Here is a 23,839-nt window from a genome sequence, read left to right on the forward strand (position 1 = left end):
ACGGCACGCAACACGTTGGTGTTCATGCCGCCGCACAGGCCCTTGTCCGTCGTGATGACGATCACGCCGGCGGTCTTGGCATCGTTCACTTTCATGAACGGGTGCACGTACTCCGGATTGGCCTGACCGAGGTTGGCTGCAATGTTGCGGATCTTTTCGCTGTAGGGGCGGGCAGCGCGCATCCGGTCCTGCGCCTTGCGCATTTTGGATGCGGCCACCATCTCCATGGCCTTGGTGATCTTCTTGGTGTTTTCCACCGATTTGATCTTGCCGCGTATTTCCTTGCCTGCTGCCATGATGGCTCCTCGTCCGGTTTAAGCGAACGACTTCTTGAACGCGGCGATGGCTGCGGTCAACTCGGCTTCTGCGTCCTTGTCCATGGCCTTGGCCTGTTCCAGCTTGGCCAGCAAAGCGGCGTGGCTGGTCTTCAGGAACTGGTGCAGACCGTGCTCGAAGGACAGCACCTTCTTGACGTCGATGTCGTCCATGAAGCCCTTGTTCACAGCGAACAGCGTGGCTGCCATCAGCGAGATGGGCAGCGGGCTGTACTGGGCCTGCTTGAGCAGTTCAGTCACGCGGGCACCGCGGTCCAGCTGCTTGCGGGTGGCTTCGTCCAGGTCGGAAGCGAACTGCGCGAACGCTGCCAGTTCACGGTACTGAGCCAGGTCGGTACGGATACCGCCGGACAGGTTCTTCACCAGCTTGGTCTGGGCAGCACCCCCCACGCGGGACACCGAGATACCGGCGTTGATGGCGGGACGGATACCGGCGTTGAACAGGCTGGTTTCCAGGAAGATCTGGCCGTCGGTGATCGAGATCACGTTGGTAGGCACGAAGGCGGACACGTCGCCGGCTTGCGTTTCGATGATGGGCAGCGCCGTCAGCGAACCGGTCTGGCCCTTGACTTCACCCTTGGTGAAGGCTTCGACGTAGTCGGCGTTCACGCGGGCAGCGCGCTCCAGCAGGCGGCTGTGCAGATAGAACACGTCGCCGGGGTAGGCTTCGCGGCCTGGCGGGCGGCGCAGCAGCAGCGAAACCTGGCGGTAGGCCACAGCTTGCTTGGACAGATCGTCGTACACGATCAGGGCGTCTTGGCCGCGGTCGCGGAAGTATTCGCCCATGGTGCAGCCGGAGTAGGCCGACACGTACTGCATGGCCGCCGATTCGGATGCCGATGCTGCCACGACGATCGTGTAGTCCATGGCACCGGCTTGTTCCAGCGCGCGCACCACGTTCTTGATCGAGGAAGCCTTCTGGCCGATGGCAACGTAGATACACGTCACGCCCTGGCCCTTCTGGGCGATGATGGCGTCAATGGCCACGGCCGTCTTGCCGGTCTGGCGGTCGCCAATGATCAGCTCGCGCTGGCCACGGCCCACAGGCACCATGGAGTCGATGGACTTCAGGCCGGTTTGCAGAGGCTGGTCCACCGACTTACGGGCGATCACGCCCGGAGCGACCTTCTCGATCACGTCGGTGAGCTTGGCGTTGATAGGACCCTTGCCGTCGATCGGCTGGCCCAGGGCATTCACCACGCGGCCGACCAGTTCGGGACCCACGGGCACTTCCAGAATGCGGCCCGTGCACTTGACGGTGTCGCCTTCGGAGATGTGCTCGTACTCGCCCAGAATCACGGCGCCGACCGAATCACGCTCCAGGTTCAGCGCCAGGCCGTAGGAGGGCTGGCCGTCGGCGGTAGCGGGGAACTCCAGCATTTCGCCCTGCATCACGTCGGACAGGCCGTGCACGCGCACGATACCGTCCGACACGGACACCACGGTGCCCTGGTTGCGGATGTCGCTGCTGGCAGCCAGACCTTCGATGCGGCTCTTGATGAGTTCAGAAATTTCTGCGGGATTGAGTTGCATGACTCTTTCCTTCTTTCTTTGGTTCGCGAAAACCCCGGCGCCTTAGGCGACGAGGGCCGCTTTCATTTGTTCAAGACGGGCCTTGACCGAAGTGTCCAGCACCTCGTCACCCACCACTACGCGAATGCCACCGATCAGGGATTCATCCACCTGAACGGAGAGGTTGAGCTTGCGGCCAAAGCGCTTTTCCAGCGCTTCGCTGACCGAAGCCAGCGCCGCCCCGTCCATGGGGAAGGCGCTGTGCACCACGGCATCCGAGGAGCCGTTGCGGCGATTCACGAGGGCTCGGAACTGCGTCGCCACTTCCGGAAGCGCGTTGACGCGACCGTTGTCGATGACTGTGCGCAGAAAATTCTTTGCCGTGTCCGGCAGCGCCGAGCGGGCCACTCCGGTGAACACGGTAAACACCTGCTCGGCCGTCACCTTGGGGTTGTCGGCCAACTGGCGCATTTGCGGGTTGGCGGCAATCGCCGCCAGTTCGTCCACCCAGGCAGCGGTGCTGCCCAGGTCAACGCCCGCACCCGAGGTGGCAGCCTTGAACAAGGCTTCGGCGTAAGGACGGGCAATGGTGGCGAGTTCAGCCATGTGTGCCCCCTTACAGCTCGGTCTTCAGGCGGTTGAGCAGCTCGGCATGGACGCCGGCATTGACCTCCTTGCGGAGAATCTGCTCGGCCCCCTTGACGGCCAGCGCAGCCACCTGCTCGCGCAGGGCTTCGCGGGCTTGCACCGTCTGCTGCTCGGCTTCGGCACGGGCAGCGGCAACGATCTTGTTGCCTTCTTCGGTGGCGCGGGCCTTGGCCTCTTCGATGATGGCCTGGGCACGGCGGTCGGCGTCCGCAAGACGCGAGGCCGTTTCGTTGCGCGCCTGTGACAGTTCCTTTTCGACGCGCTGGTTGGCAGCGGTCAGTTCGGACTTGGCACGGTCGGCAGCAGCGAGGCCATCGGCGATTTTCTGGGCTCGTTCATCCAACGCCTTCGCGATCGGAGGCCACACGAATTTCATCGTGAACCACACGAGGATCAGGAAGACGATGGCCTGAATGAACAGGGTCGCGTTGATACTCACGGCAACACCTTTCTAGAGTGGCGTTGGGTGGAATTACTTGGGCAGGTTGGCCAAGAGCGTGGAGACGAAGGGGTTGGCGAAGGCGAACAGCAGGGCGATAGCCACGCCGATCAGGAAGGCCGCGTCGATCAGACCGGCCAAGATGAACATCTTGGTTTGCAGTTCGTTCATCAGCTCAGGCTGGCGAGCCGACGACTCGAGGTACTTGCCGCCCATCAGTGCGATACCGATGGAAGCGCCGATAGCGCCGAGGCCAACGATCAGACCACAAGCCAGAGCGACGAGACCGAGAATGTTTTCCATGATGACTCCTGAGTTAAAAAAAGAAAGGTTGAAAAGGAAAGAGAAACGAAAGGGAACCGTTTAGTGCGCGTTGTGCGCCTGACCGAGGTAGATCAGCGCAAGCATCATGAAGATGAACGCTTGCAGCGAGATCACCAAAATGTGGAACAGCGTCCAGATGGTGCCAGCGATGACGTGGCCCACAGGCAGCAGCACACCCGACAGCGACAGTGCAGCCGCGCCACCCATCAGGGCGATCAGCATGAACACCAGTTCACCGGCGTACATGTTGCCGAACAACCGCATGCCGTGCGACACCGTGTTGGCAACATATTCAATGACCTGCATGAGCAGGTTCACTACGCCCAGGATCAGGGCGAAGATGGGATTCTTGCTGGTACCAAAGGGGGCGGACACGAGTTCGTGCGCCCAGCCGCCGGCACCCTTGATCTTGATGCTGTACCAGAAACGCAGCAGCAGCACGGCAAACGCCAGGCCCAGCGTGGTCGACAGGTCGGCCGTGGGCACCACGCGCAAGAAGGCGTGATGAGGGTCGTGCCCTGCGGCGGCATAGGCCTTGCCCCACAGGGCGGGCAGCAGGTCCACCGGCAGCATGTCCATGAAGTTCATGAAGAAGATCCACACGAACACCGTCAGACCCAGGGGCGCGATGAACTTGCGGCTCTCGGCGTTGTGGATGTTGGCCTTGGCTTGGTTGTCCACCATCTCCACCAGCATTTCCACCGCGGCCTGGAAGCGGCCGGGCACGCCGGACGTTGCCTTACGGGCAGCTGACCACAAGACCAAAAGTGCGAGCAACCCGAGAACCAACCCGATCACAATCGAGTCGTAGTTGATGACGCTGAAGTCAACAATCTTGGTCTGCTTGACGTTTTGAAGATGCTGCAGGTGGTGAACGATGTATTCACTTGCAGTCGGAGCGTGCGCTTCTGCGGCCATCGGACAACTCTTCTCTCTATCAATCGGTTTTTCGGACACCAGGCCGCACCAACAGCGCCACCCAGTACGTTTTCATCGTGACCACCATGCCTGCCAGCAGAGCGATCCAGTTCAGGCCCGGCACCAACCGGGGTGCCGCCGCAAGCAGCGCCACCGTCAGCACGATCTTGGCAACCTCCCAGCCAAAGAACCCCACCAGCGCAGCCCGGGCGTGCGGTGTTGCCTTTTGGCGCAACACGCCCCGTGCAAACAGGGCCGCCGGAGCCACGACTGCCAGCGCGCCGTAGGCTGCCGACCAGCCCGCCGCCGCCTGACCCGTCACCGCCCAGGCCACCAGGGCCACCAGCGCTCCCACCACCGCCTGGCCCACCACCAACTTCCAGAGGGAGAGCGGGGGATTGCGGCGGCGCCACTGTTCGGCCTCTTGGGCCGTCAGGGGCTTGAAGTCAGATTCTTCAGCCTCAGTTTCAGTCTCTGGCGGGATTGTTTTCATCGTTGAAGGACGCCCGCGTTACAGACCGCAACTTTCACAAAGCCTCTAATTATAAGTAAAAACCCGCGACGCTCGACAAAGACCCGGATGGGTGGCCCGAAACCGGTGCACTCGCATGCGCTGTTGTGGTGACAGGCCAACGTCCTTGCGCGTGCCGAAAACCTGCCGCGCACTGCCTTGGCGCAGGCGCAAAGCCGGCACGGCCCGCACCGGCCGGGCGTGAGCGCCATGCCGTGGCGCACAATGAACGCCCCCCGGCTTCGCCTGCAGCCCGCGCCGCTCCACACCGCTTTTTTTGCCATGACTTCTCCTGCTTCGCCCCCCGCCAATGGCCTGGACACCCAGGCTGCCCAGGATCCCCGCAAGGATTCCCTGATCGAGTACCCCAGCCGCTTTCCCATCAAGGTGATGGGCGCAAAGGCGGACGGGTTCGTGCATGCCGTGACGGCGCTGGCCCGCCAGTTCGATCCGACCTTTGACGCCAGCACCATTGAACTGCGCGACAGCCGTGCCGGCAATTACCTGGGAATAACCATCACGGTCACGGCCACCAGCCGGCAACAGCTGGACGACCTGTACCGTGCGCTCTCGTCCCACCCCATGGTGAAGGTCGTTCTGTAGCCGCACGCCGCCACGGATTTCCATGACCCTCGACGTCCGCAGACTCGGCTTGGTGGACTACGCGGCCACCGTGCAGGCCATGCAGGAGTACACCGCCCAGCGCGGCGCCGGCACGCCCGACGCGCTGTGGCTGTGTGAGCACGCGCCGCTGTACACGCAAGGCCTGGCCGGCAAGAGCGACCATGTGCTGGCGCCGGGCGACATCCCGGTGGTGGCGACCAACCGGGGCGGACAGGTCACCTACCACGGCCCCGGCCAGGTGGTGGCGTATCCGCTGATCGACCTGCAGCGCGCGGGCTACTACGTGAAGGAGTACGTCTACCGCGTGGAGGAAGCCGTGATCCGCACCCTGGCGCATTTCGGTGTCACAGGCCACCGCGTGGGCGGCGCGCCCGGCATCTATGTGCGGCTGGACGACCCGAGCGGCCACGCCCTGCTGCCCCAGCGCCCGCAAAAGCGCACTGATGCCGCAGCGCCGCCCGCCCCCGATTTCGAGGGCCTGGGCAAGATCGCCGCACTGGGCATCAAGGTCAGCCGCCATTGCACGTACCACGGCCTGGCACTCAACGTGGCAATGGACCTGGAACCCTACTCCCGCATCAACCCTTGCGGCTACGCAGGCTTGCGCACGGTGGACCTTTCTACAATCGGGGTCCATACCACCTGGGACGAAGCCGCGCAGGTGCTGGGCCAGCAGCTCAGCATGCGCCTGGCGCCTTGACCCCTTTCTCCTCCTCGCCGCCACCACGCCATGAGCACCCCTGAAGTCGTCCGCGAAGCGCAATCCACCGAAGCCTACAACCCGCTGGCCAAGCAAAAAGCGGCCGCCAAGCTCTCGCGCATTCCCATCAAGGTGGAGCAGGCCGAGGTGCTCAAGAAGCCCGAGTGGATCCGGGTGAAAGCCGGCAGCCCGACCACGCGCTTCTACGAAATCAAGGACGTGCTGCGCGAGCACAAGCTGCACACGGTGTGCGAGGAAGCCAGTTGCCCCAACATCGGCGAGTGCTTCGGCAAGGGCACGGCCACCTTCATGATCATGGGCGACAAGTGCACGCGCCGCTGCCCCTTCTGCGACGTGGGCCACGGCCGCCCCGACCCGCTGGACAAGGACGAGCCGCTGAACCTGGCCAAGACCATTGCCGCACTCAAGCTCAAGTACGTGGTGATCACCAGCGTGGACCGCGACGACCTGCGCGACGGCGGCTCGGGCCACTTCGTGGAGTGCATCCAGCGCATCCGCGAACTCTCGCCCAGCACACAGATCGAGATCCTCACGCCCGATTTCCGCGGCCGCGATGACCGCGCGCTCGAAATTTTGAAGGCTGCGCCGCCCGACGTGATGAACCACAACCTGGAAACCGCGCCGCGCCTGTACAAGGAAGCGCGCCCCGGCTCCGACTACCAGTTCAGCCTGAACCTGCTGAAAAAGTTCAAGGAACTGCACCCCAACGTGCCCACCAAGAGCGGCATCATGGTGGGCCTGGGCGAGACGGACGAAGAAATCCTGCAGGTGATGCGCGACATGCGGGCGCACCACATCGACATGCTGACCATCGGCCAGTACCTGGCGCCCAGCAATAGCCACCTGCCGGTGCGCCGCTACGTGCACCCCGACACCTTCAAGAGGTTCGAGGAAGAGGCCTACAAGATGGGCTTCAGCCACGCCGCCGTGGGCGCGATGGTGCGCAGCAGCTACCACGCCGACCAGCAGGCGCACGCCGCCGGCGTCTGAGCCGCTCCGCGCCCGCGACACGCCCGCCACGCACCCCAGTCCCGCCATGGACGCGCAGGCCGGATCGCTCTCACTGCGGCAGTACGGCGCCTCGCCGGGCAGCCACAGCCACGCGCACTTCCAGATCCTGCTGGGCCTCACCGGCGCGCTGGAACTGGAGGTCGAAGGCCGCGGCCTGCGCGTGGGTCCCGGCGGCGGCTGCGTGATTGCGCCGGGTGACCGGCACGACTTCGCATCGGCGCGCGGCAGCCTGTGCCTGGTGCTGGACAGCAGCCACCCCGACTGGGCGCGCAGCGCGGGCCATGCCACCCTCCCCGCCCCAGCCCTGCCACTGGCGCGCTATCTCGCCACCGCGCTGCAGCAGGGCCATCCGCTGGCCCAAGCGCACGGCCCTGCATTGCTGCGTGAAGCCTGGCTGGCCGCCGATAACCCGCATGCGCCAGCAGCGGTCGCCACCAGCGCCGCGCGCCGCCGCCCCATCGACTGGGTGGCCCTGGAGCAATGGGCCGCCCAGCAGTGGCACACCCCCCTCACCGTGGCCGACCTGGCGCAGCGCGTGCACCTGAGCGCGAGCCAGTTTGCCGTGCGCTGCCGGGATGACCGGGGCGTGAGTGCGATGGTCTGGCTGCGGGGCCTGCGGCTGGAACAGGCCCGGCTGCTGCGCGACAACGGCCTGGCCGTGGCCGAGGTGGCCCGGCGCACGGGCTACCGCTCGCCGTCCGCCCTGACGGCAGCACTGCGGCGCGCGGGCCGCTGATTCCGCGTTCACGGTACCGCGTTTTTGCGACGACGGACCGTCGCCCTGCGATGGCGCGCCCGCGTATCCTCGGCAGGATGAAAGCCAACCTCTACGCCCTGGGCGCCATCGCGCTGTGGGCCTCGCTGGCCTCGCTGGGCGTGTCGCTCACGCACGTGCCGCCGTTCCTGCTCACGGGCATCGCGCTGGTCATCGGCAGCATGCCCGCCTGGCCCTTGGTGGCGCGCGATCCGGCGCAGTGGCGCGTGCCGCCGTCCACGCTCGCGCTGGGCGTGTGCGGGCTGTTCGCTTACCACTTCCTGCTGTTCATCGCGCTGCGCCACGCGCCAGCGGTGGAGGCCAACTTGGTCAACTACCTGTGGCCGCTGCTGATCGTGGTGCTGTCGCCGGTGCTGCTGCCGGGCATGCGTCTGCGGCCGGCGCATGTGCTGGCGGCGCTGCTGGGCTTTGGCGGGGCGGCCCTGGCCATCGCGGGCGGGCGCGAGCTGAGCGGTGAGCTGGCCTGGGGCTATGTGCCGGCGCTGGCCGCGGCCTTTATCTGGGCCAGCTATTCGCTGCTGACCAAGCGCGTGGCGGCGTTCCCGACCACGGCCATCGGGCTGTTCGGGCTGGTGTCGGGCGTGCTGGCGCTGCTGTGCCACTGGCTGCTGGAGCCCGCCGCCACGCTGCAGTGGCGCGACTGGGGGCTGCTGGCGCTGCTGGGCCTCGGGCCGCTGGGCGCCTCGTTTTTCATGTGGGACAAGGCGCTGAAGCTGGGCGATGCACGGCAGATCGGCATCCTGAGCTACATCACCCCGCTGGCCTCCACCACCCTGCTGGTGCTGGTCAGCGGACGCCCGTTCAGCGGCAGCATCGTCCTTGCCACGGTGATGATCCTGGGCGCCGCGGTGCTGGGCATGCGCGCGCGCTGACCTCCCCCCTTTCACAACGCATGCCAGACCCACGCCCCACCCCGCTCGCACTGGCCGCCCCGGGCGCGTTTGTGCTGATCTGGTCCACCGGCTTCCTGGTGGGGCGCGGCGTGGCCGCCCACGCCGACCCGTTCTGGTTCCTGGCGGCGCGGTTTGCCTGCGTGGCGCTGGCCTTCTGCGCGGCCGCCGCGTGGGCGCGTGCGGCCTGGCCGCAGGGCCTGCGGCGCAATGCACTGCACCTGCTGGCGGGGGCGCTGATGAGCGGCATTTACCTGGGCCCGAGCTGGTGGGCGATGGCGCGGGGCATGCCGGCGGGGGTGATGGCGCTGATCGGATCGCTGCAGCCCCTGTTCACCGCCCTGGTGGCCGTGCTGTGGCTGCGCCAGCACCTGCCGGCGCGCACCTGGGCGGGGCTGGCACTGGGCTTTGGCGGCGTGGCGCTGGTGCTGGCGCCGCGGCTGGCGGCGGCCGACGCGGCCGCGCTGCAGTGGCCGGTGGTGCTGGCGGCGGTGGGCAGCATTTTCTCGCTCACGCTGGGGTCGATGGTGCAGAAGTCGCGCTGGCTGGCGCACGACGACCTGCGCAGCGCCAGCGCGGTGCAAAACCTGGGCGCCGCTGCGGTGCTGCTGGCCATGGCCTGGGCCGTGGGCACGCCGCGCTGGGACGGATCGCCCGCGCTGTGGGGCTACCTGGCGTTTGCCGTGGGCGTGCTGTCGCTGGGCGGGGCCACGCTGCTGATCTGGCTGATGCGCCGCGGCGAGGCCACGCGCACGGCGGCGCTGTTGCTGGCCGTGCCGCCGCTGGCCGCGCTGGAGGCCTGGGTGATCTTTGGCGAGACGCTGGCGCCGGTGCAGCTGCTGGGCTTTGTGGTGGCCATGGCGGGGGTGGCGCTGGCACGGCGCTGAAGCAGAATTTATATAAATAGTGCCTCCAGCGCTTTACCAGCAAGCGCTAGCAGCTATAAATATAGGAGCAATTCAGCCGCAACACCTCAGTTGGCGGCACCCCGGGCCAGAGTGGCCTCTCCCTCCAGCACCTGTTGCGCCCAGGGGGCCAGCTTGCGCGTGTCGGCGCGCAGCACTTCCTGCTTGATGGCCAGGATCTGCGCCGGGTGCATGGAGAAACTGCGCAGCCCCAGGCCCAGCAGCAGGCGCGTCATGGCCACGTCGCCGGCGGTTTCGCCGCACACGCACACGCTCTTGCCCTGGCGCTCGCCTTCGGCAATCACGTCAGCCACCAGGCGCAGCACGGCGGGGTGCAGCGGGTCGTACAGGTGGGCCACGGCCTCATCGGCGCGGTCGATGGCCAGGGTGTACTGGATGAGGTCGTTGGTGCCGATGGACAGGAAGTCGAAGTACTTCAGGAACGTGCGCACCATCAGCGCCGCCGCGGGCACCTCGATCATCGCGCCCAGCTGCACGGGGCCGTAAGGCTCGCCCCGCGCGTCCAGTTCGCCACGGGCCAGGTCCACCTGGGCCAGCGTCTGCTGGATCTCGTGCGTGTGCGCCAGCATGGGGAACAGCAGGTTGACCTTGCCGTGCGCCGCCGCGCGCAGCACGGCGCGCAGCTGGGTGCGGAACATGGCCGGGTCGGCCAGGCTCCAGCGGATGGCGCGCAGGCCCAGCGCGGGGTTCAGGTAGTTGTCCTTGTGGCTCTTGTGGTCCAGCGGCTTGTCGGCGCCCACGTCGATGGTGCGGATGGTGACGGGCAGGCCCTGCATGCCCTCCAGCGCCTCGCGGTACGCACGGTATTGCTCGTCCTCGCCGGGCAGGTTGCCGCTCTTGCCCATGAACAGGAATTCACTGCGGAACAGCCCTACGCCCACGGCCCCAGCGCGCACGGCCGCCGCCGCGTCGCCGGGCTGCTCGATATTGGCCAGCAGCTCGATCTTGTGGCCGTCCAGCGTGATGGCCGGCGTGTGGCGCAGCCGGGCCAGGCGCTCGCGCTCCAACTCGACCTGGCGCTGGCGAAAGCCGTACTCGGCCAGGATGATGGGCGAAGGATCAACGATCACCACGCCCGCATCGCCGTCGATGATGACCCAGTCATCCTGCCGCACCAGCTGGCTGGCGGCACGCGCGCCCACCACGGCCGGAATGTCCATGCTGCGCGCCACGATGGCCGTGTGGCTGGTCTTGCCGCCCACGTCGGTCACGAAGCCGGCAAACACGCTCTGTTTGAACTGCAGCATGTCGGCCGGCGACAGGTCGTGCGCCACCAGCACCAGGGGCACGTCCACCGTCTCGTCCAGCAGCAGGTCTTGCTGCAGGCCCAACTGCTGGTGGCGGCGGGGGCTGCTGGCCGGCGGGGCCACCGGGCTGGCCACGCCCTTCATGTAGCGCAGGATGCGCTCGACCACCTGTTCGAGATCGGCCTTGCGCTCGCGCAGGTAGTCGTCCTCCATCTCGTCAAACTGCCGCGCAATCACTTCCAGCTGCGTGGTCAGGGCCCACTCGGCGTTGTAGAGGCGTTCCTTGATCCAGTGCTTCACGCCGCCCGTCAGGGCCTCGTCCTGCAGCAGCATCAGGTGCACGTCCAGCAGCGCCCCCAGCTCGTGGGGCGCGTCGGTGGGCATGTCGGCCTGCAGGCGCTGCAGCTCCTCGACCACCGAATTGCGGCCCTTGCGCACGCGTTCGATCTCGGCCTCGACCTGGTCGGGCTGGATGAAGTAGTGCGCCACGTCCATGCGGCTGGACGCCACCAGCACCGCCCGCCCGATGGCGATGCCGCGCGCAACCGCAAGACCGTGGACGGAAAAAGTCATGGTTTCGCCGCCGAGAAAGGAAGCGACACGCAGTGCGCGACCGTGGGGGCCATCACAGCCCGCCGCCCGGCCGCCCGAAAGCGGGCTGGGCCCCCTTGGGGGGCAGGGAGCGACACGCAGTGCGCGACCGTGGGGGCCATACCTTCATTCACCTTCGCCAAACTTGTCCGCGATCAGCGCCAGCAGCGCATCCATGGCCTCCTGCTCGCGGTCGCCATTCGTTTCCAGCTCCACTTCGGTGCCCATGCCGGCAGCCAGCATCATCACGCCCATGATGCTCTTGGCGTTGATGCGGCGGTCGCCGCGGCTCATGAAAACGTCGCAGGGGAAACTGCCGGCCAGCTTGGTGAGCTTGGCCGACGCGCGGGCGTGCAGGCCCAGCTTATTGCTGATGGTGGTACGCGTCTTGATCATGTCGTTTGCGGGTGTTCTGGTTCTGCGGCGCGGAGATGGCCACCTGCATGACGCCCTGGGTGCCCCCCACCACGGCGCGCGTGACGACGGCATCCAGCGCTTCGTGCCGGTAGCTCACCGCCCGCAGCAGCATGGGCAGATTGACGCCGGTCACCAGGCGCGAGCGGACGTTCTCGATCACGCGCTGCGCGACGTTGCAGGGGGTGGCGCCAAACACGTCGGTGAGCACCAGGGTGGAATCCTCGCCCAGCTGCTGCAGCAGGATGCGGGCCTGCGCCAGGGACTCTTCGGGCGGCTGGTTGGGCTGCACGTCCAGCGCCGCCACGCTGTCCCCGCAGTCGGGGAACACATGCAGCGCGCACGCGCGCAGCGCATGGGCCAGCGGCGCGTGGGCGATGATGAGGATGTGGGTGGTGGGGCTGGTGCTCATGGGGTGGCGATTTGCGGGACATTATGGCTCCGCCCCCGCAGCACGAACCACGCATAGGCGCTGGCGTTGCACGCCAGGTACACCGCCATAGCCGCCTGGAAGGACTGCGTGGACGAGAAGCCGGCGGCCGCAAAGGCATCCACGGCCAGCCCGATGCCCCACTGCACGACAAACACCCCGGCGAAAATGACCAGGTTGTAGGCCGACAGCGCACGCCCCGCCAGCGCCTGGGGAAAGGCCATGGCCACCGCCGGCTGCGAGAGCGAGACAAAGGTGCACGACACGCAAAACAGCGCCCAGGCGCCGCCGCCTGCGCCGGGCCCGGCCACGATGATGCCCAGCAGCACCGCCAGGCATGCGGGCAGGCCCGCGGTCATGAGCCGGTCAGCCCCCAGGCCGCGGCGCTGCAGCCACGGGTTGAGCAAGCCCCAGGTCCAGAATGCACAGAGCATGGACACATTGATCCAGAACAGCCCGGTGGCCGCCTGCAGTGCCGTGTAGCCCGCCACGCGCTGCATCCACGGCCCGGCCCACAGGGTCTGCATGGCCACCATGCCGCCATAGCAAAAGAAACCGAGCGGGGCCATGCGCTGGAAGTACGGGTGCCGCCAGACCATGGCGTAGCCGCCGTGCGGCGCAGGAGCCTCGGCAGCCGGCCGGCCCTCCCCGGCCTTCGCCGGTGCGCCACCCGCCGCGGCCGTCCAGCGGGGCACCGCCGCAGCGATCACCAGCATGGACACCGCGATCAGCACCGCCAGCCCCCAGAACAGCGGCCGCCAGCCCACCAGCGGCAGGGCCCACTGCACGGGCAGCGTGGACGCCACCATGCCCAGCGAGCCGGTCATCAGCATCCACGAGTTGGCCCTGAGCTGGGCGGTGGGCTCGAACCAGCGCCGGTAGCCGGTGAGCGGCGCCATCAGGCAGGCGCTCACGCCCGCCCCGCAGAGCACCCGCCCCGCCAGCAGGCCAGAAAAACCGGTGGCCGCCGAGAACACCAGGCTCCCGGCCACCGCCACCCCCAGAAAGCCCAGTGCCACCTTGCGCGGACCGTGCTGGTCCAGCCACGCGCCCAGCGGCAGCTGGGTGGCCGCAAAGCCCAGGAAATACCCGCCCGCCAGCAAGCCCAGGTCGCTGGCCTGCAGCGAAAACTCCTGCGCCAGCGTGGGCGCCAGCGTGGCCGTGACGGCACGCACCAGCGCCGACAGAAAGTACGCGAAGGCAAACGCCAGAAAAACCACCACGGCTGCCCGGCGCGGCAGCACGGCGTGTGCGGGCGGCGTCATCGCGCCAACTCCAGGCCCGCGAAGAACTGGTCCGCCAGTTCCGGCCGGGGCGTGCGGGTGTAGACCACCGCGTGGTACAGCCGCAGCCGCGCCCCGGCGGTGCGGGCAAACCAAACGCCCTGCAGGAACACCGGCTTGCCGTCGGGGTGCGCCCCCTGGGCCACCGTGCGCACCGCCTCGGGCAGCACCAGCGCGCCGGCCGGCGCATAGGGCGTGTCGGTAGCGGCCGCAGCGGCGCTGGCGCCCAGGTGGTCGAGCACGGCCGCGCGCCAGTGGCGCAGCGCCTGCCCGGCCCGCGCCGGGTCGGCCAGCGCGGCATGCGAGACGGCGAAGGTGGCGCCGTCGGCGTCGCAACCGGCCATGGTCAGCTCCGTGGGCGCCCCCGCCAGCTCGACCGTGCGCGTTGCGTGGTCCGGCTTGCAGGGCAAGGTCACAGAGAGGTCTGCCCCGGGCAGGGGCACGGTCCGCCAGTTCAGCGCGGGGCTGCACCCCGCCAGCCACAGCAGCAGGGCCAGCGCCCCGGTGAAGGTCCAGTTCATCGGGCCATTATCGGTACAGCGGCGCATCTGGCGCACCGGGGCAGGCGGCACCGTCTGCGCAGCGGCGCCGCCTTCATTCCGCCTTCGCTCCTTGTCTAGGCGAACTTTTGTGCCGCAGGCGAGTCCACCCTGCTGCAGCCTGGGCGGGCTTGCCCCAGGTCAAGACGCAAGCCCGCCGCTCCGGCACAATGCCCGGTGGGGTGCAAGCTCCGGTTTCAGGACCTTTCTCGGATCAGTCATCATGGCAATCAAACATTGGGCAGCGGGTGTGGCAGTGGCGGCGTTTGCCGCCGTGGGCGCCTACGTCTACCTGGGCACGGGCCGCTCCACAGCGCCTGAATCCACCTTCGTGCTGCTGGACGGTTCCAGCAAGACCACCGCCGACCTGCGAGGCAAGGTGACCCTGGTGAACTTCTGGGCCACGAGCTGCACCACCTGCGTGGCGGAGATGCCGGAAATCGTCGCCACGTACAAGAAGTACCAGGGCCAGGGCTTTGACACCCTGGCCGTGGCCATGAGCTACGACCCGCCCAGCTACGTCGTCAACTTTGCCCAGACGCGGCAGTTGCCCTTCCAGGTGGCGATCGACAACACCGGCAATGTCGCCAAGGCCTGGGGCGACGTGCGCCTCACGCCCTCGACCTTCATCGTGAACAAGCGCGGCGAGATCGTGAAGAGCTACGTGGGCGCGCCCGACTTCCCCGAGCTGCACCAGCTCATCGAAAAGCTGCTGGCCGAGACCTGAGCCACCGCATCCCCTCCAACACGCAAAAGGCCGATTTCTCACGAAATCGGCCTTTTGCTTAAGGATGCTCTGCACGAATCGAGCGGTAAGTGTGCGCTGCGGATCGGGAGGGGCTGCAAGGCGCAAAACACAGCAATAGCCGCAGCTATTGCGAGGCTTTGCAACGCCGCAGACCGCCCGAGTCCGCAGATGCACACGGCGCGACGATTCGTGCAGAGGATCCTTAGGTGGGGTAAGCGCTGGCAGCTATTCAATTTGCATTACCGCCGAGCTGCCGGCGCGGTCCCGATCGGCAGTGCCGCGCTGATGGCGCTCCAGCCCTGCCAGGGCGCTCATTTGCCGCGGTAGTCGTCGTGGCAGGCCTTGCAGGAGCTTGCCGCGGCGCCGAAGGCGGTCTTCAGGTTGTCCAGGCTGCCGGTCTTGGCGGCGGCCGCCAGCTTGACCGACTCGGCCTCCAGCTTGTCCGCGTGTTCCTTGAACTTGGCCTGCTCCGTCCAGATGGCCGGCAGGGCCTTCGTGGGCGCGCCCTTGTCGGTGCCTGCGCCGAAGCCGGCCCAAGGCAGCTTGGCCATGGCAGCCACGATGTCTGCGTTCTCTTGCGCTGCCTTGGCGTCGAACGGCACGCGGCCGTTGGCCATGGCGCCAATGCGGCCGAAGTGCTGGCCCATCACGAACAGGGCGCTCTGGCGGTACTTGATGGCGTCTTCGGGCTTGGCAAACTGGGCCGAAGCCGGTGCGGCGGCGGCGAGGGTCAGGGCCGCGAGGGCGAACGTGGCAAGTGCTTTCATGGCGTGAATCCTTCCTTCTGTCTTTCTCGTGGGTGAACGGTCACCGCGCAGGACGGTGCCGGGCCAGCCGGAGTGCCCGGAGCCGGGTGCGCGACGCAGGCGTGGCGGCAACGGCAGTGCTCCGGCCGGCTGCGCGCAAGTATGCCCGTTTGTCTTTTCACCCGCCGGACCGCGGCGCCGCCCTCGCCCGCCCGGGAGCGCCCCCGGTGCTGGCGGGCCGGCGCCGCGTGCCGCACAATGGCGCCCACCGTGTCCACCACCCGCGCGGCACCTGCAAGGCGCTGCGCCGGCAGGATTTCCCCGTTCATCCCATGCCCTGTCTGCCATGACCTCCGCTCCCACGCCTTCGCAACCGCAGCAGCTCGTCCGCGTCTGGGACCTGCCCACCCGCCTGTTCCACTGGGCGCTTGCCGCCAGTGTGGTGGGCCTGGTGGCCACCGCCAAGGTGGGCGGCAATGCCATGGTCTGGCACTTCCGGCTGGGCTACGTGGTGCTGGCGCTCCTGGCGTTCCGGCTGGTGTGGGGCCTGGTGGGCGGGCGCTGGTCGCGCTTTGGCGCCTTCCTGTACTCGCCCGGCCGGTTGCTGCGCTACCTGCGCGGCGCAGGAACGCCCGAAGACGCCGTGGGCCACAGTCCGCTGGGCGCGCTCTCGGTCTTTGGCCTGCTGGCCGTGCTGCTGGCGCAAGTGGCCACCGGCCTGCTCAGTGACGATGAGATCGCCTTTGCCGGCCCCCTGACCCGCTTTGTCTCCAACGCCGTGGTGGGCAACGCCACCGCGTACCACAAGGACCTGGGGCAGTTCCTGGTCCTGGGCCTGGTGGCCCTGCATGTGCTGGCCATCGTGTTCTACGCCGTGGCGCGCAAGCAGCGCCTGGTGCCCGCCATGTGGCATGGCCACAAGCCGGCAGCGGCCGGCACGCCCGCGGCGCGCGACGACATCGCCACGCGGCTGGCGGCGCTGGTGGTGGGGCTGCTGTGCGGGGCGCTGGCCTGGTGGGTCTCCACGCTGGGTGCGCCAGCGTTCTGACGCAGGGCGCGCCGAGGCGGCTTCGGCGGCGCAGCACCCAAACGCACGGCGCCGCACAGTCGCTACACTCCGGCTTCCGCGACGCCCCTCTGGATCTTTCTTTTGGACAAGCCCTCTGTCACCCTGCGCTCGCCCTCGTCGCCCGACGAGATGCATGCGGTGCGCGACATCTTCCGCGAATATGCCGAGACGCTCGGCATCGACCTGTGCTTTCAGAACTTTGAAGCCGAGCTGGCCGGCCTGCCGGGCGAATACGGCCCGCCGCGCGGTGCCCTGCTGCTGGCCGAGGTGGAGGGCGCCGTGGCCGGCTGCTGCGCGCTGCGGCCCCTGGACAGCGCCGACTACCCCAACGCCAGCGAGATGAAGCGCCTGTACGTGCGCAAGGCGTTCCGCGGCTTCGGCCTGGGCCGCGAGCTGGCCGAGGCCATGCTCGACCGCGCGCGCCAGGCCGGCTATGCCTGCGTGCTGCTGGACACGCTGGACGACATGGAGTCCGCCCGCGCCCTGTACACGGACCTCGGGTTCGAGGAAATCCCGCCCTACTACCACAACCCCATTGCGGGGGCGCACTACCTCAAGGTGGATATTTCTTGAGGCTTTTGGGGCTGCAGCGCCCGCCGGGCAAGCGCAGGCAGCTCTTGTTTTTATAGCAAATCAGAGACCCAGCCGGCGGCACCGGCTGCGGGAAGGTCTCAGCGATCTCAGAACGTGCTTATGCCTTCTGCGCCTGTTGCAGCAGCGTGTCCGCGTCGCTCACTTCGAACTTGCCGGGGGCCTCGACGTTGAGCGTGACCACCTTGCCGTCCTTGACGAGCATCGAATAGCGGTTGCTGCGCAGGCCCATGCCCTTGCCGTTGAGGTCCAGGGTCAGGCCCGTGGCCTTGGCAAACGCCGCATCGCCGTCGGCCAGCATGCGCACCTTGCCGTCGGTCTTCTGGTCGCGCGCCCAGGCGCCCATCACAAAGGCATCGTTCACGCTCAGGCACCAGATCTCGTCAACGCCCGCAGCCTTGAAGGCCTCGGCCTGGTCGCGAAAGCCCGGCACGTGCTTGGCCGAGCAGGTGGGCGTGAAAGCGCCCGGCAGGGCAAACAGGGCAATCGTCTTGCCGGCCGCAGCCTTCTCCACAGGCACAGGGTTGGGGCCGATGCTGCAGCCTCCGCCCTCCACTTCCGAATATTCCATCAGGGTGGTGGCGGGCAGGGTATCTCCAACTTTGATCATGGCAGGGGCTCCTCAGGTCGTGGTGAAAAAAATAGAACAGGCCAGAAACCGCAGCGCAGGCGCTCTACCGGCCTGCGCGGTGGGTTTCCGGCCTACACGTTGTCTTGGGGACCGTTCAACCGGCCTTCCGGCGCATAGGTCCCGGGTTCCGTGCGCAGCCCGCGGGCCGCTGCCGCACGGCTTGCGCTCCAGAAACTAGGCACCCCGGCTGCGAAATGCGGCCCCAAAAACAAAAACGACCCACATTGTGGGTCGTTTTGAATGGGCTTTGCAGCCCAGGGGCTTGGCGGCCCGGCAGGCCGGCGCGGGGGCCGCACCGGATCGCCAGAGCCGGCGCGTCAGACCAGGCCGGCCTTTTGCACCAGGCGGGTCGCCACCCAGTTCTTGGTCTTGGACAGCGGACGGCTTTCCGTGATCTCGACCATGTCGCCCAGCTTGTACTCGCCGTTCTCATCGTGGGCGTGGTACTTGCTCGACTTGGCAACGATCTTGCCGTAGAGCTCGTGCTTCACACGGCGCTCGACCAGCACGGTCACGGTCTTGGCACGCTTGTCGCTGACCACCTTGCCAATCAAGGTGCGCTTGAGGGATTTTTTAGGTTCCGTCATGTGGGCTCCTTACTTGGCGGCTTGCTTTTCAGCAAGAATGGTCTTGGCACGGGCGATATCGCGGCGGGTGGTGCGCAGCGTGTTGGTGTTACCCAGTTGCTGCGTAGCCTTTTGCATGCGCAGGCCGAAGTGGGCCTTTTGCAGAGCCTTGATTTCGGCTTCGATGCCGGCGACGTCTTTTTGGCGCAGTTCAGTAGTCTTCATTGCTTGTTCTCCTGAATTACGAGCCAAGGTGACGGCTGACGAACGTGGTGCGCAGCGGCAGCTTGGCGGCAGCCAGGCGGAACGCTTCACGGGCCAGTTCTTCGGGCACGCCGACGATTTCGAACACGATCTTGCCGGGCTGGATTTCGGCCACGTAGTACTCGGGGTTGCCCTTACCGTTACCCATACGCACTTCTGCGGGCTTGGTAGAGATTGGCTTGTCCGGGAACACGCGGATCCAGATACGGCCACCACGCTTGACGTGGCGCGAGATCGCACGGCGGGCAGCTTCGATCTGACGGGCCGTCAGGCGGCCACGGTCCGTGCACTTCAGGCCGAAGTCACCGAACGCAACGGAGGCACCCCGCGTTGCGACGCCGGTGTTACGGCCCTTTTGCTCCTTGCGGTATTTGCGGCGAGCAGGTTGCAGCATAGTTATTCTCCTTTACCGTCCGCTGCTGTAGCGGGCGCGGCGACCTTGCGTACGCGCTTAACGGCGGTGTTATCGGCGCCACCGGCTTCGGCGGGCTTGTCGCTGCCATCGGCCGGAGCGGCATTGCCACCCATGGGACGGCGGGCGCCACGGCCTGCACCGGCACGGTCGCCACCCGGGCGGCCGTCACGGCGAGGACCGCGAGGACGGCGCTCTTCGTCCGGGCGGGGGGTTTCCACGGCGGGCAGGTCATTGCGGCCCAGCGTGTCACCCTTGTAGACCCACACCTTCACGCCGATCACACCGTAGGTGGTCTTGGCTTCGGAGGTGCCGTAGTCGATGTCGGCGCGCAGGGTGTGCAGGGGCACACGGCCTTCGCGGTACCACTCGGTACGTGCGATTTCGATGCCATTCAGGCGGCCGGACGACATGATCTTGATGCCCTGGGCACCCAGACGCATGGCGTTCTGCATGGCGCGCTTCATGGCACGGCGGAACATGATCCGCTTTTCGAGCTGCTGCGTGATGCTGTCGGCGATCAGCTTGGCATCGATTTCGGGCTTGCGCACTTCTTCGATGTTCACTGCGACGGGCACGCCCAGGCGCGACGCGAGTTCCTTCTTCAGGTTCTCGATGTCCTCGCCCTTCTTGCCGATCACGACACCAGGACGTGCCGAGAAGATCGTGATGCGGGCGTTCTTGGCAGGACGCTCGATCAGGATGCGCGACACGGCGGCGTTCTTGAGCTTGGCCTTCAGGTACTCGCGCACCTTGATGTCTTCGGCCAGCATGCCGGCGAAGTCACGGTTGCTCGCGTACCAGCGGCTGGACCAGTTGCGGCTCACGGCCAGGCGGAAGCCGGTAGGATGGATTTTCTGTCCCATATTCTTCCCTATTGGCCTCAGTTGCCCACCGTCACGTACACATGGCACGTGGGCTTGCTGATGCGGTTGCCGCGGCCTTTGGCGCGCGCGGTGAAGCGCTTGAGCGTGGTGCCTTGCTCAACGTAGATGGTCTTGACGCGGAGTTCGTCAATGTCGGCACCGTCGTTGTGCTCGGCGTTGGCAATGGCCGACTCCAGCACCTTCTTGACGATACCGGCAGCTTTTTTCTGCGTGAACGTCAGGATGTTCAGGGCCTGGTCCACTTTCTTGCCGCGGATCAGATCGGCGACCAGACGGCCCTTGTCGACCGACAGACGAACGCCCCGGAGGACTGCACGTGTTTCAGACATGGTCGTTCCTTACTTCTTCGCTTTTTTGTCAGCGGGGTGACCCTTGAAGGTGCGCGTCAGGGCGAATTCGCCCAGCTTGTGGCCCACCATCTGGTCGGTAACGTAGACCGGCACGTGCTGCTTGCCGTTGTGCACGGCGATGGTCAGACCGATGAACTCGGGCAGAACCATGGAACGGCGCGACCAGGTCTTGACTGGCTTCTTGTCCTTGGTGGCGATGGCCTTCTCGACCTTGGCCAGCAAGTGATGGTCAACAAACGGACCCTTTTTGAGAGAACGAGTCATTTGCTACCCCTTACTTCTTGCGACGCGACACGATCATCGTCTGTGTGCGCTTGTTGTTACGGGTACGGTAGCCCTTCGTCAGGTTGCCCCATGGGTCAACAGCATGACGACCTTCACCGGTACGACCTTCGCCACCACCGTGAGGGTGATCCACCGGGTTCATGGCCACACCGCGAACGGTCGGGCGAATACCCATCCAGCGCTTCACACCGGCCTTGCCCAGTTGGCGCAGGCTGTGTTCTTCGTTGGCCACTTCACCAATGGTGGCGCGGCATTCGATGTGGATCTTGCGCACTTCGCCGGAACGCATACGCACCTGGGCGTACACGCCTTCACGGGCCAGCAGCGTTGCCGAAGCACCCGCAGAGCGGGCGATCTGGGCACCGGCACCGGGCTTGAGCTCGATGCAGTGGATGGTCGAACCCACGGGGATGTTGCGGATCGGCAGCGTGTTGCCAGCGCGGATCGGGGCTTCCGAACCCGACAGCAGGGTTGCGCCCACTTCCAGATTGCGGGGAGCGATGATGTAGCGACGCTCGCCGTCGGCATAGCACACCAGAGCGATGTGGGCCGTACGGTTGGGGTCGTACTCGATGCGCTCAACCTTGGCCGGAATGCCGTCCTTGTTGCGCTTGAAGTCCACCACACGGTAGTGGTGCTTGTGGCCACCGCCCTTGTGACGGGTGGTGATGTGACCGTTGTTGTTGCGGCCGGACTTCTGGTGCTGGGGTTCCAGCAGCGCAGCGTAGGCTTCGCCCTTGTACAGGTGGTCACGGGTAACCTTCACCACGGCACGTTGGCCGGGCGAGGTCGGTTTCATCTTGATAACGGCCATGATTAAGCAGCCTCCCCGGACAGGTTCAGCTCTTGACCTTCCTTCAGCGTCACATAGGCCTTGCGCACGTTGTCGCGGCGGCCCATGGTCTTGCCAAAGCGCTTGGTCTTGCCTTTGGTGTTCACCACAGAAACGCCCTTGACCTCCACCTTGAACATCAATTCCACGGCGGCCTTGATTTCGGGCTTGGTTGCGTTCTGCAGCACCTTGAACGTCACAGCATTGGACTTTTCGGCAACCATGGTGGCCTTTTCGGACACGATGGGAGCGACCAGCACTTGCATCAGACGGCCTTCGTCAAACTTGAGCGTGCTCATGCGAACATCTCCTTGAGTTTGTCGATCGCGCCCTTGGTGACGAGCACTTTCTTGTAACGCACCAGCGACACGGGATCGGCGTAACGGGGCTCGACGACGAGCACGTTCACCAGATTGCGCGAGGCCAGGTACAGGTTTTCGTCCACTTCATCGGCAATCACCATCACCGATTGCAGGTTCATCGCCTTGAACTTGTCGGCGAGCACCTTGGTCTTGGGCGAGTCGACCTTCAGGGAATCCACCACGGCCAGACGGCCTTCGCGGGCCAGCTGCGACAGGATCGCAGACATGCCGGCGCGGTACATCTTCTTGTTGATCTTCTGGCTGAAGTTTTCGTCAGGCAGGTTCGGGAAGATGCGACCGCCCCCACGCCACAGCGGGGAGGACGTCATACCGGCACGTGCGTTACCCGTACCCTTTTGCTTGAAAGGCTTCTTGGTCGAGTGACGGACTTGCTCGCGGTCCTTCTGGGCGCGAGTGCCTTGGCGGGCGTTGGCCTGGTAGGCCACCACGATCTGGTGCACCAGATCTTCGTTGTATTCACGACCGAACACGGTCTCAGGAACATCCAGCTTGGACGCGCCCTGGCCCTGGTCATTCAGGAGTTCGAGCTGCATTAGTTCGCTCCCTTGGAAGCTTTGGCCTTGACGGCGGGACGCACGGTCACGAACCCACCCTTGGAGCCCGGAATCGCGCCCTTGATCAAGAGCAGTTGACGCACTTCGTCGACGCGGATCACGTCGAGGTTTTGCGTGGTCTTGGTAACGTCGCCCAGGTGGCCCGTCATGCGCTTGCCGGGGAACACGCGACCGGGGTCTTGTGCCATACCGATCGAGCCGGGGACATTGTGCGAACGGCTGTTACCGTGCGATGCGCGCTGCGAGGACATGTTGTGGCGCTTGATCGTGCCGGCGTAGCCTTTACCGATCGAGGTACCTTGCACGTCGACCTTCTGGCCCACGGCGAACACATCTGCCACGGGCACGGCGCTACCAGCGGCGTACTTGCCGGCGGTTTCAGCAGTGACGCGGAATTCCTGGATGATTTCACCGGCTTCCACACCTGCCTTGGCAAGGTGGCCGGCTTCGGGCTTGGTCACGCGCGATGCCTTGCGCGAACCGAACGTGACCTGCAGGGCCACGTAGCCATCGTTCTCTTGGGTTTTGACCTGGGTAACGCGGTTGTTGGACACATCCACCACCGTGACGGGCACTGCGTCCCCGTCATCGGTGAACAGACGCATCATGCCCACCTTGCGACCCAGCAACCCGAGGGAGTTGCTCAGACTCATTGGTTTTCTCCAAAACTCCCACCGCTGCGACTTCAATTGGCCTCAGCGTTTGCGCGCCAGCGCGTGAGAGAAGGTTGATATAAAACTCCACCCTCCGGTGTGCCTGCAGACAGGCGCAAAGAAGGCGAAGCCCTAAAGTATAACGCGGACTGCTTTTTCAAGCAAGTCCGCGTTATGGACCCTGAAGGCGGCCCTGGCGAGCCGGTCTTCAGGGGGTTGCCGCAGGATTACTGCAGCTTGATTTCCACGTCGACGCCGGCGGGCAGGTCGAGCTTCATCAGGGCGTCCACCGTCTTGTCGGTGGGGTCCACGATGTCCATCAGGCGCTGGTGCGTGCGGATTTCGAACTGGTCGCGGCTGGTCTTGTTGACGTGCGGCGAACGCAGGATGTCGAAACGCTTCATGCGCGTGGGCAGGGGCACGGGGCCCTTGACGATGGCGCCGGTGCGCTTGGCGGTGTCGACGATCTCGGCAGCGGACTGGTCGATCAGCTTGTAGTCAAACGCCTTCAGGCGGATGCGGATTTTTTGCTTGGACATGGCGAGTTCCTTTTCTGCTTAAGAATTAAGCAATGATCTTGGCCACGACACCAGCGCCCACGGTACGGCCGCCTTCGCGGATAGCGAAGCGCAGGCCTTCTTCCATGGCGATGGGGTTGATCAGCTTCACCGTGATGGACACGTTGTCGCCAGGCATCACCATTTCCTTGTCGGCCGGCAGCTCGATGGCA

Annotated in this window: 34 protein-coding genes and 1 pseudogene; 9 read left to right on the top strand and 26 right to left on the bottom strand. The window is 66.0% G+C overall.

Features of this window, described 5'->3' with window-relative positions; genetic code table 11:
• From LWW96_RS02130 to LWW96_RS02160, 7 genes are all read right to left on the bottom strand, one after another.
• Nucleotides 1-296 (bottom strand): F0F1 ATP synthase subunit gamma (locus LWW96_RS02130; RefSeq protein WP_291484023.1); only part of this gene is annotated, 296 nt, incomplete at its 3' end.
• 18 nt (nt 297-314) lie between these two features.
• Nucleotides 315-1,868 (bottom strand): F0F1 ATP synthase subunit alpha, encoded by a 1,554-nt coding sequence (gene atpA, locus LWW96_RS02135; protein WP_291484024.1) that lies wholly within the window; start codon nt 1,866-1,868, stop codon nt 315-317.
• Between the two features lie 42 nt (nt 1,869-1,910).
• Nucleotides 1,911-2,453: a F0F1 ATP synthase subunit delta gene (locus LWW96_RS02140; RefSeq protein WP_291484025.1), complete on the bottom strand. Its 543-nt coding sequence runs from the start codon at nt 2,451-2,453 to the stop codon at nt 1,911-1,913.
• Between the two features lie 10 nt (nt 2,454-2,463).
• Nucleotides 2,464-2,934 (bottom strand): F0F1 ATP synthase subunit B, encoded by a 471-nt coding sequence (locus tag LWW96_RS02145; protein WP_291484026.1) that lies wholly within the window; start codon nt 2,932-2,934, stop codon nt 2,464-2,466.
• A 33-nt stretch (nt 2,935-2,967) separates the two neighbouring features.
• The gene (atpE, locus tag LWW96_RS02150; protein ID WP_291484027.1) at nt 2,968-3,237 is read right to left on the bottom strand and encodes a F0F1 ATP synthase subunit C; all 270 of its coding nucleotides are present in this window, start codon (nt 3,235-3,237) and stop codon (nt 2,968-2,970) included.
• A gap of 60 nt (nt 3,238-3,297) precedes the next feature.
• A complete protein-coding gene (atpB, locus tag LWW96_RS02155) occupies nt 3,298-4,176 on the bottom strand; it encodes a F0F1 ATP synthase subunit A (RefSeq protein ID WP_291484028.1) in 879 nt (292 codons plus the stop codon).
• Nucleotides 4,177-4,195: 19 nt separating this feature from the next.
• A complete protein-coding gene (locus LWW96_RS02160) occupies nt 4,196-4,669 on the bottom strand; it encodes an ATP synthase subunit I (protein WP_291484029.1) in 474 nt (157 codons plus the stop codon).
• Nucleotides 4,670-4,969: 300 nt separating this feature from the next.
• On the opposite strand from LWW96_RS02160, the gene LWW96_RS02165 reads away from it, so the two are divergent.
• The 6 genes from LWW96_RS02165 (at nt 4,970) to LWW96_RS02190 (ending at nt 9,595) form a co-directional block, all read left to right on the top strand.
• A complete protein-coding gene (locus tag LWW96_RS02165) occupies nt 4,970-5,290 on the top strand; it encodes a DUF493 family protein (RefSeq protein ID WP_291484030.1) in 321 nt (106 codons plus the stop codon).
• A 22-nt stretch (nt 5,291-5,312) separates the two neighbouring features.
• Nucleotides 5,313-6,011: a lipoyl(octanoyl) transferase LipB gene (gene lipB, locus LWW96_RS02170; RefSeq protein WP_291484031.1), complete on the top strand. Its 699-nt coding sequence runs from the start codon at nt 5,313-5,315 to the stop codon at nt 6,009-6,011.
• Between the two features lie 30 nt (nt 6,012-6,041).
• Nucleotides 6,042-7,022 carry a lipoyl synthase gene (gene lipA / locus LWW96_RS02175; RefSeq protein ID WP_291484032.1) on the top strand — a complete coding sequence of 327 codons (981 nt, stop codon included), beginning with the start codon at nt 6,042-6,044 and terminating at the stop codon, nt 7,020-7,022.
• Nucleotides 7,023-7,068: 46 nt separating this feature from the next.
• Entirely contained in the window at nt 7,069-7,779 is a 711-nt protein-coding gene (locus LWW96_RS02180; RefSeq protein WP_291484033.1) for an AraC family transcriptional regulator, read from the top strand.
• Between the two features lie 77 nt (nt 7,780-7,856).
• Nucleotides 7,857-8,690 carry a DMT family transporter gene (locus tag LWW96_RS02185; protein ID WP_291484034.1) on the top strand — a complete coding sequence of 278 codons (834 nt, stop codon included), beginning with the start codon at nt 7,857-7,859 and terminating at the stop codon, nt 8,688-8,690.
• A 20-nt stretch (nt 8,691-8,710) separates the two neighbouring features.
• Entirely contained in the window at nt 8,711-9,595 is an 885-nt protein-coding gene (locus LWW96_RS02190; RefSeq protein ID WP_291484035.1) for a DMT family transporter, read from the top strand.
• A gap of 86 nt (nt 9,596-9,681) precedes the next feature.
• Here LWW96_RS02190 and ptsP read toward each other — a convergent pair whose 3' ends face one another.
• The 5 genes from ptsP to LWW96_RS02215 form a co-directional block, all read right to left on the bottom strand.
• Nucleotides 9,682-11,454: a phosphoenolpyruvate--protein phosphotransferase gene (gene ptsP, locus LWW96_RS02195; RefSeq protein WP_291484036.1), complete on the bottom strand. Its 1,773-nt coding sequence runs from the start codon at nt 11,452-11,454 to the stop codon at nt 9,682-9,684.
• A gap of 144 nt (nt 11,455-11,598) precedes the next feature.
• A complete protein-coding gene (locus tag LWW96_RS02200) occupies nt 11,599-11,868 on the bottom strand; it encodes an HPr family phosphocarrier protein (RefSeq protein WP_291484037.1) in 270 nt (89 codons plus the stop codon).
• Nucleotides 11,837-12,298 carry a PTS fructose transporter subunit IIA gene (locus LWW96_RS02205; RefSeq protein ID WP_291484038.1) on the bottom strand — a complete coding sequence of 154 codons (462 nt, stop codon included), beginning with the start codon at nt 12,296-12,298 and terminating at the stop codon, nt 11,837-11,839. Before LWW96_RS02205 ends, LWW96_RS02200 begins: the two co-directional genes overlap by 32 nt.
• Nucleotides 12,295-13,581, bottom strand: coding sequence for an MFS transporter (locus LWW96_RS02210; RefSeq protein WP_291484039.1), 1,287 nt, complete (start codon nt 13,579-13,581; stop codon nt 12,295-12,297). The genes LWW96_RS02205 and LWW96_RS02210 overlap by 4 nt, the downstream gene beginning before the upstream one ends.
• On the bottom strand, nt 13,578-14,120 hold the full coding sequence (locus LWW96_RS02215; RefSeq protein WP_291484040.1) for a hypothetical protein: 543 nt from the start codon (nt 14,118-14,120) through the stop codon (nt 13,578-13,580). Before LWW96_RS02215 ends, LWW96_RS02210 begins: the two co-directional genes overlap by 4 nt.
• 241 nt (nt 14,121-14,361) lie before the next feature.
• Between LWW96_RS02215 and LWW96_RS02220 the strand changes: the two genes are divergently transcribed.
• Nucleotides 14,362-14,865 carry a TlpA disulfide reductase family protein gene (locus LWW96_RS02220; protein WP_291484041.1) on the top strand — a complete coding sequence of 168 codons (504 nt, stop codon included), beginning with the start codon at nt 14,362-14,364 and terminating at the stop codon, nt 14,863-14,865.
• 332 nt (nt 14,866-15,197) lie between these two features.
• Here LWW96_RS02220 and LWW96_RS02225 read toward each other — a convergent pair whose 3' ends face one another.
• Nucleotides 15,198-15,653 carry a cytochrome c gene (locus LWW96_RS02225; protein WP_291484042.1) on the bottom strand — a complete coding sequence of 152 codons (456 nt, stop codon included), beginning with the start codon at nt 15,651-15,653 and terminating at the stop codon, nt 15,198-15,200.
• A 325-nt stretch (nt 15,654-15,978) separates the two neighbouring features.
• On the opposite strand from LWW96_RS02225, the gene LWW96_RS02230 reads away from it, so the two are divergent.
• A complete protein-coding gene (locus LWW96_RS02230; RefSeq protein WP_291484043.1) occupies nt 15,979-16,680 on the top strand; it encodes a cytochrome b/b6 domain-containing protein in 702 nt (233 codons plus the stop codon).
• Nucleotides 16,681-16,782: 102 nt separating this feature from the next.
• On the top strand, nt 16,783-17,274 hold the full coding sequence (locus tag LWW96_RS02235) for a GNAT family N-acetyltransferase (protein WP_291484044.1): 492 nt from the start codon (nt 16,783-16,785) through the stop codon (nt 17,272-17,274).
• A 118-nt stretch (nt 17,275-17,392) separates the two neighbouring features.
• Here LWW96_RS02235 and LWW96_RS02240 read toward each other — a convergent pair whose 3' ends face one another.
• The 13 genes and pseudogenes from LWW96_RS02240 to LWW96_RS02300 form a co-directional block, all read right to left on the bottom strand.
• Nucleotides 17,393-17,902, bottom strand: coding sequence for a peroxiredoxin (locus LWW96_RS02240; protein WP_291484045.1), 510 nt, complete (start codon nt 17,900-17,902; stop codon nt 17,393-17,395).
• 338 nt (nt 17,903-18,240) lie between these two features.
• Nucleotides 18,241-18,510 carry a 30S ribosomal protein S17 gene (gene rpsQ, locus LWW96_RS02245; protein WP_291484046.1) on the bottom strand — a complete coding sequence of 90 codons (270 nt, stop codon included), beginning with the start codon at nt 18,508-18,510 and terminating at the stop codon, nt 18,241-18,243.
• Between the two features lie 9 nt (nt 18,511-18,519).
• The gene (gene rpmC / locus LWW96_RS02250) at nt 18,520-18,714 is read right to left on the bottom strand and encodes a 50S ribosomal protein L29 (RefSeq protein WP_008906429.1); all 195 of its coding nucleotides are present in this window, start codon (nt 18,712-18,714) and stop codon (nt 18,520-18,522) included.
• A gap of 16 nt (nt 18,715-18,730) precedes the next feature.
• A complete protein-coding gene (gene rplP / locus LWW96_RS02255) occupies nt 18,731-19,147 on the bottom strand; it encodes a 50S ribosomal protein L16 (protein WP_069104473.1) in 417 nt (138 codons plus the stop codon).
• A gap of 2 nt (nt 19,148-19,149) precedes the next feature.
• On the bottom strand, nt 19,150-20,031 hold the full coding sequence (rpsC, locus tag LWW96_RS02260; RefSeq protein ID WP_291484047.1) for a 30S ribosomal protein S3: 882 nt from the start codon (nt 20,029-20,031) through the stop codon (nt 19,150-19,152).
• A 17-nt stretch (nt 20,032-20,048) separates the two neighbouring features.
• The gene (gene rplV, locus LWW96_RS02265) at nt 20,049-20,381 is read right to left on the bottom strand and encodes a 50S ribosomal protein L22 (protein WP_119967500.1); all 333 of its coding nucleotides are present in this window, start codon (nt 20,379-20,381) and stop codon (nt 20,049-20,051) included.
• A 9-nt stretch (nt 20,382-20,390) separates the two neighbouring features.
• Nucleotides 20,391-20,666, bottom strand: a complete 276-nt coding sequence (rpsS, locus tag LWW96_RS02270; protein ID WP_003059413.1) for a 30S ribosomal protein S19 — start codon at nt 20,664-20,666, stop codon at nt 20,391-20,393.
• Nucleotides 20,667-20,676: 10 nt separating this feature from the next.
• Nucleotides 20,677-21,501, bottom strand: a complete 825-nt coding sequence (gene rplB, locus LWW96_RS02275; RefSeq protein ID WP_291484048.1) for a 50S ribosomal protein L2 — start codon at nt 21,499-21,501, stop codon at nt 20,677-20,679.
• 2 nt (nt 21,502-21,503) lie between these two features.
• Entirely contained in the window at nt 21,504-21,818 is a 315-nt protein-coding gene (rplW, locus tag LWW96_RS02280; RefSeq protein WP_042429544.1) for a 50S ribosomal protein L23, read from the bottom strand.
• Nucleotides 21,815-22,435: a 50S ribosomal protein L4 gene (rplD, locus tag LWW96_RS02285; RefSeq protein WP_291484049.1), complete on the bottom strand. Its 621-nt coding sequence runs from the start codon at nt 22,433-22,435 to the stop codon at nt 21,815-21,817. The genes rplW and rplD overlap by 4 nt, the downstream gene beginning before the upstream one ends.
• A complete protein-coding gene (gene rplC, locus LWW96_RS02290; RefSeq protein ID WP_291484050.1) occupies nt 22,435-23,109 on the bottom strand; it encodes a 50S ribosomal protein L3 in 675 nt (224 codons plus the stop codon). Before rplC ends, rplD begins: the two co-directional genes overlap by 1 nt.
• 227 nt (nt 23,110-23,336) lie before the next feature.
• Complete coding sequence (rpsJ, locus tag LWW96_RS02295; protein WP_003059431.1) at nt 23,337-23,648, bottom strand: 30S ribosomal protein S10; 312 nt, start codon at nt 23,646-23,648, stop codon at nt 23,337-23,339.
• A gap of 25 nt (nt 23,649-23,673) precedes the next feature.
• A pseudogene (locus LWW96_RS02300) lies at nt 23,674-23,839 on the bottom strand (elongation factor Tu); the annotation flags it as partial.

This window comes from Acidovorax sp., assembly GCF_021287135.1.
GTDB lineage: Bacteria > Pseudomonadota > Gammaproteobacteria > Burkholderiales > Burkholderiaceae_C > Acidovorax.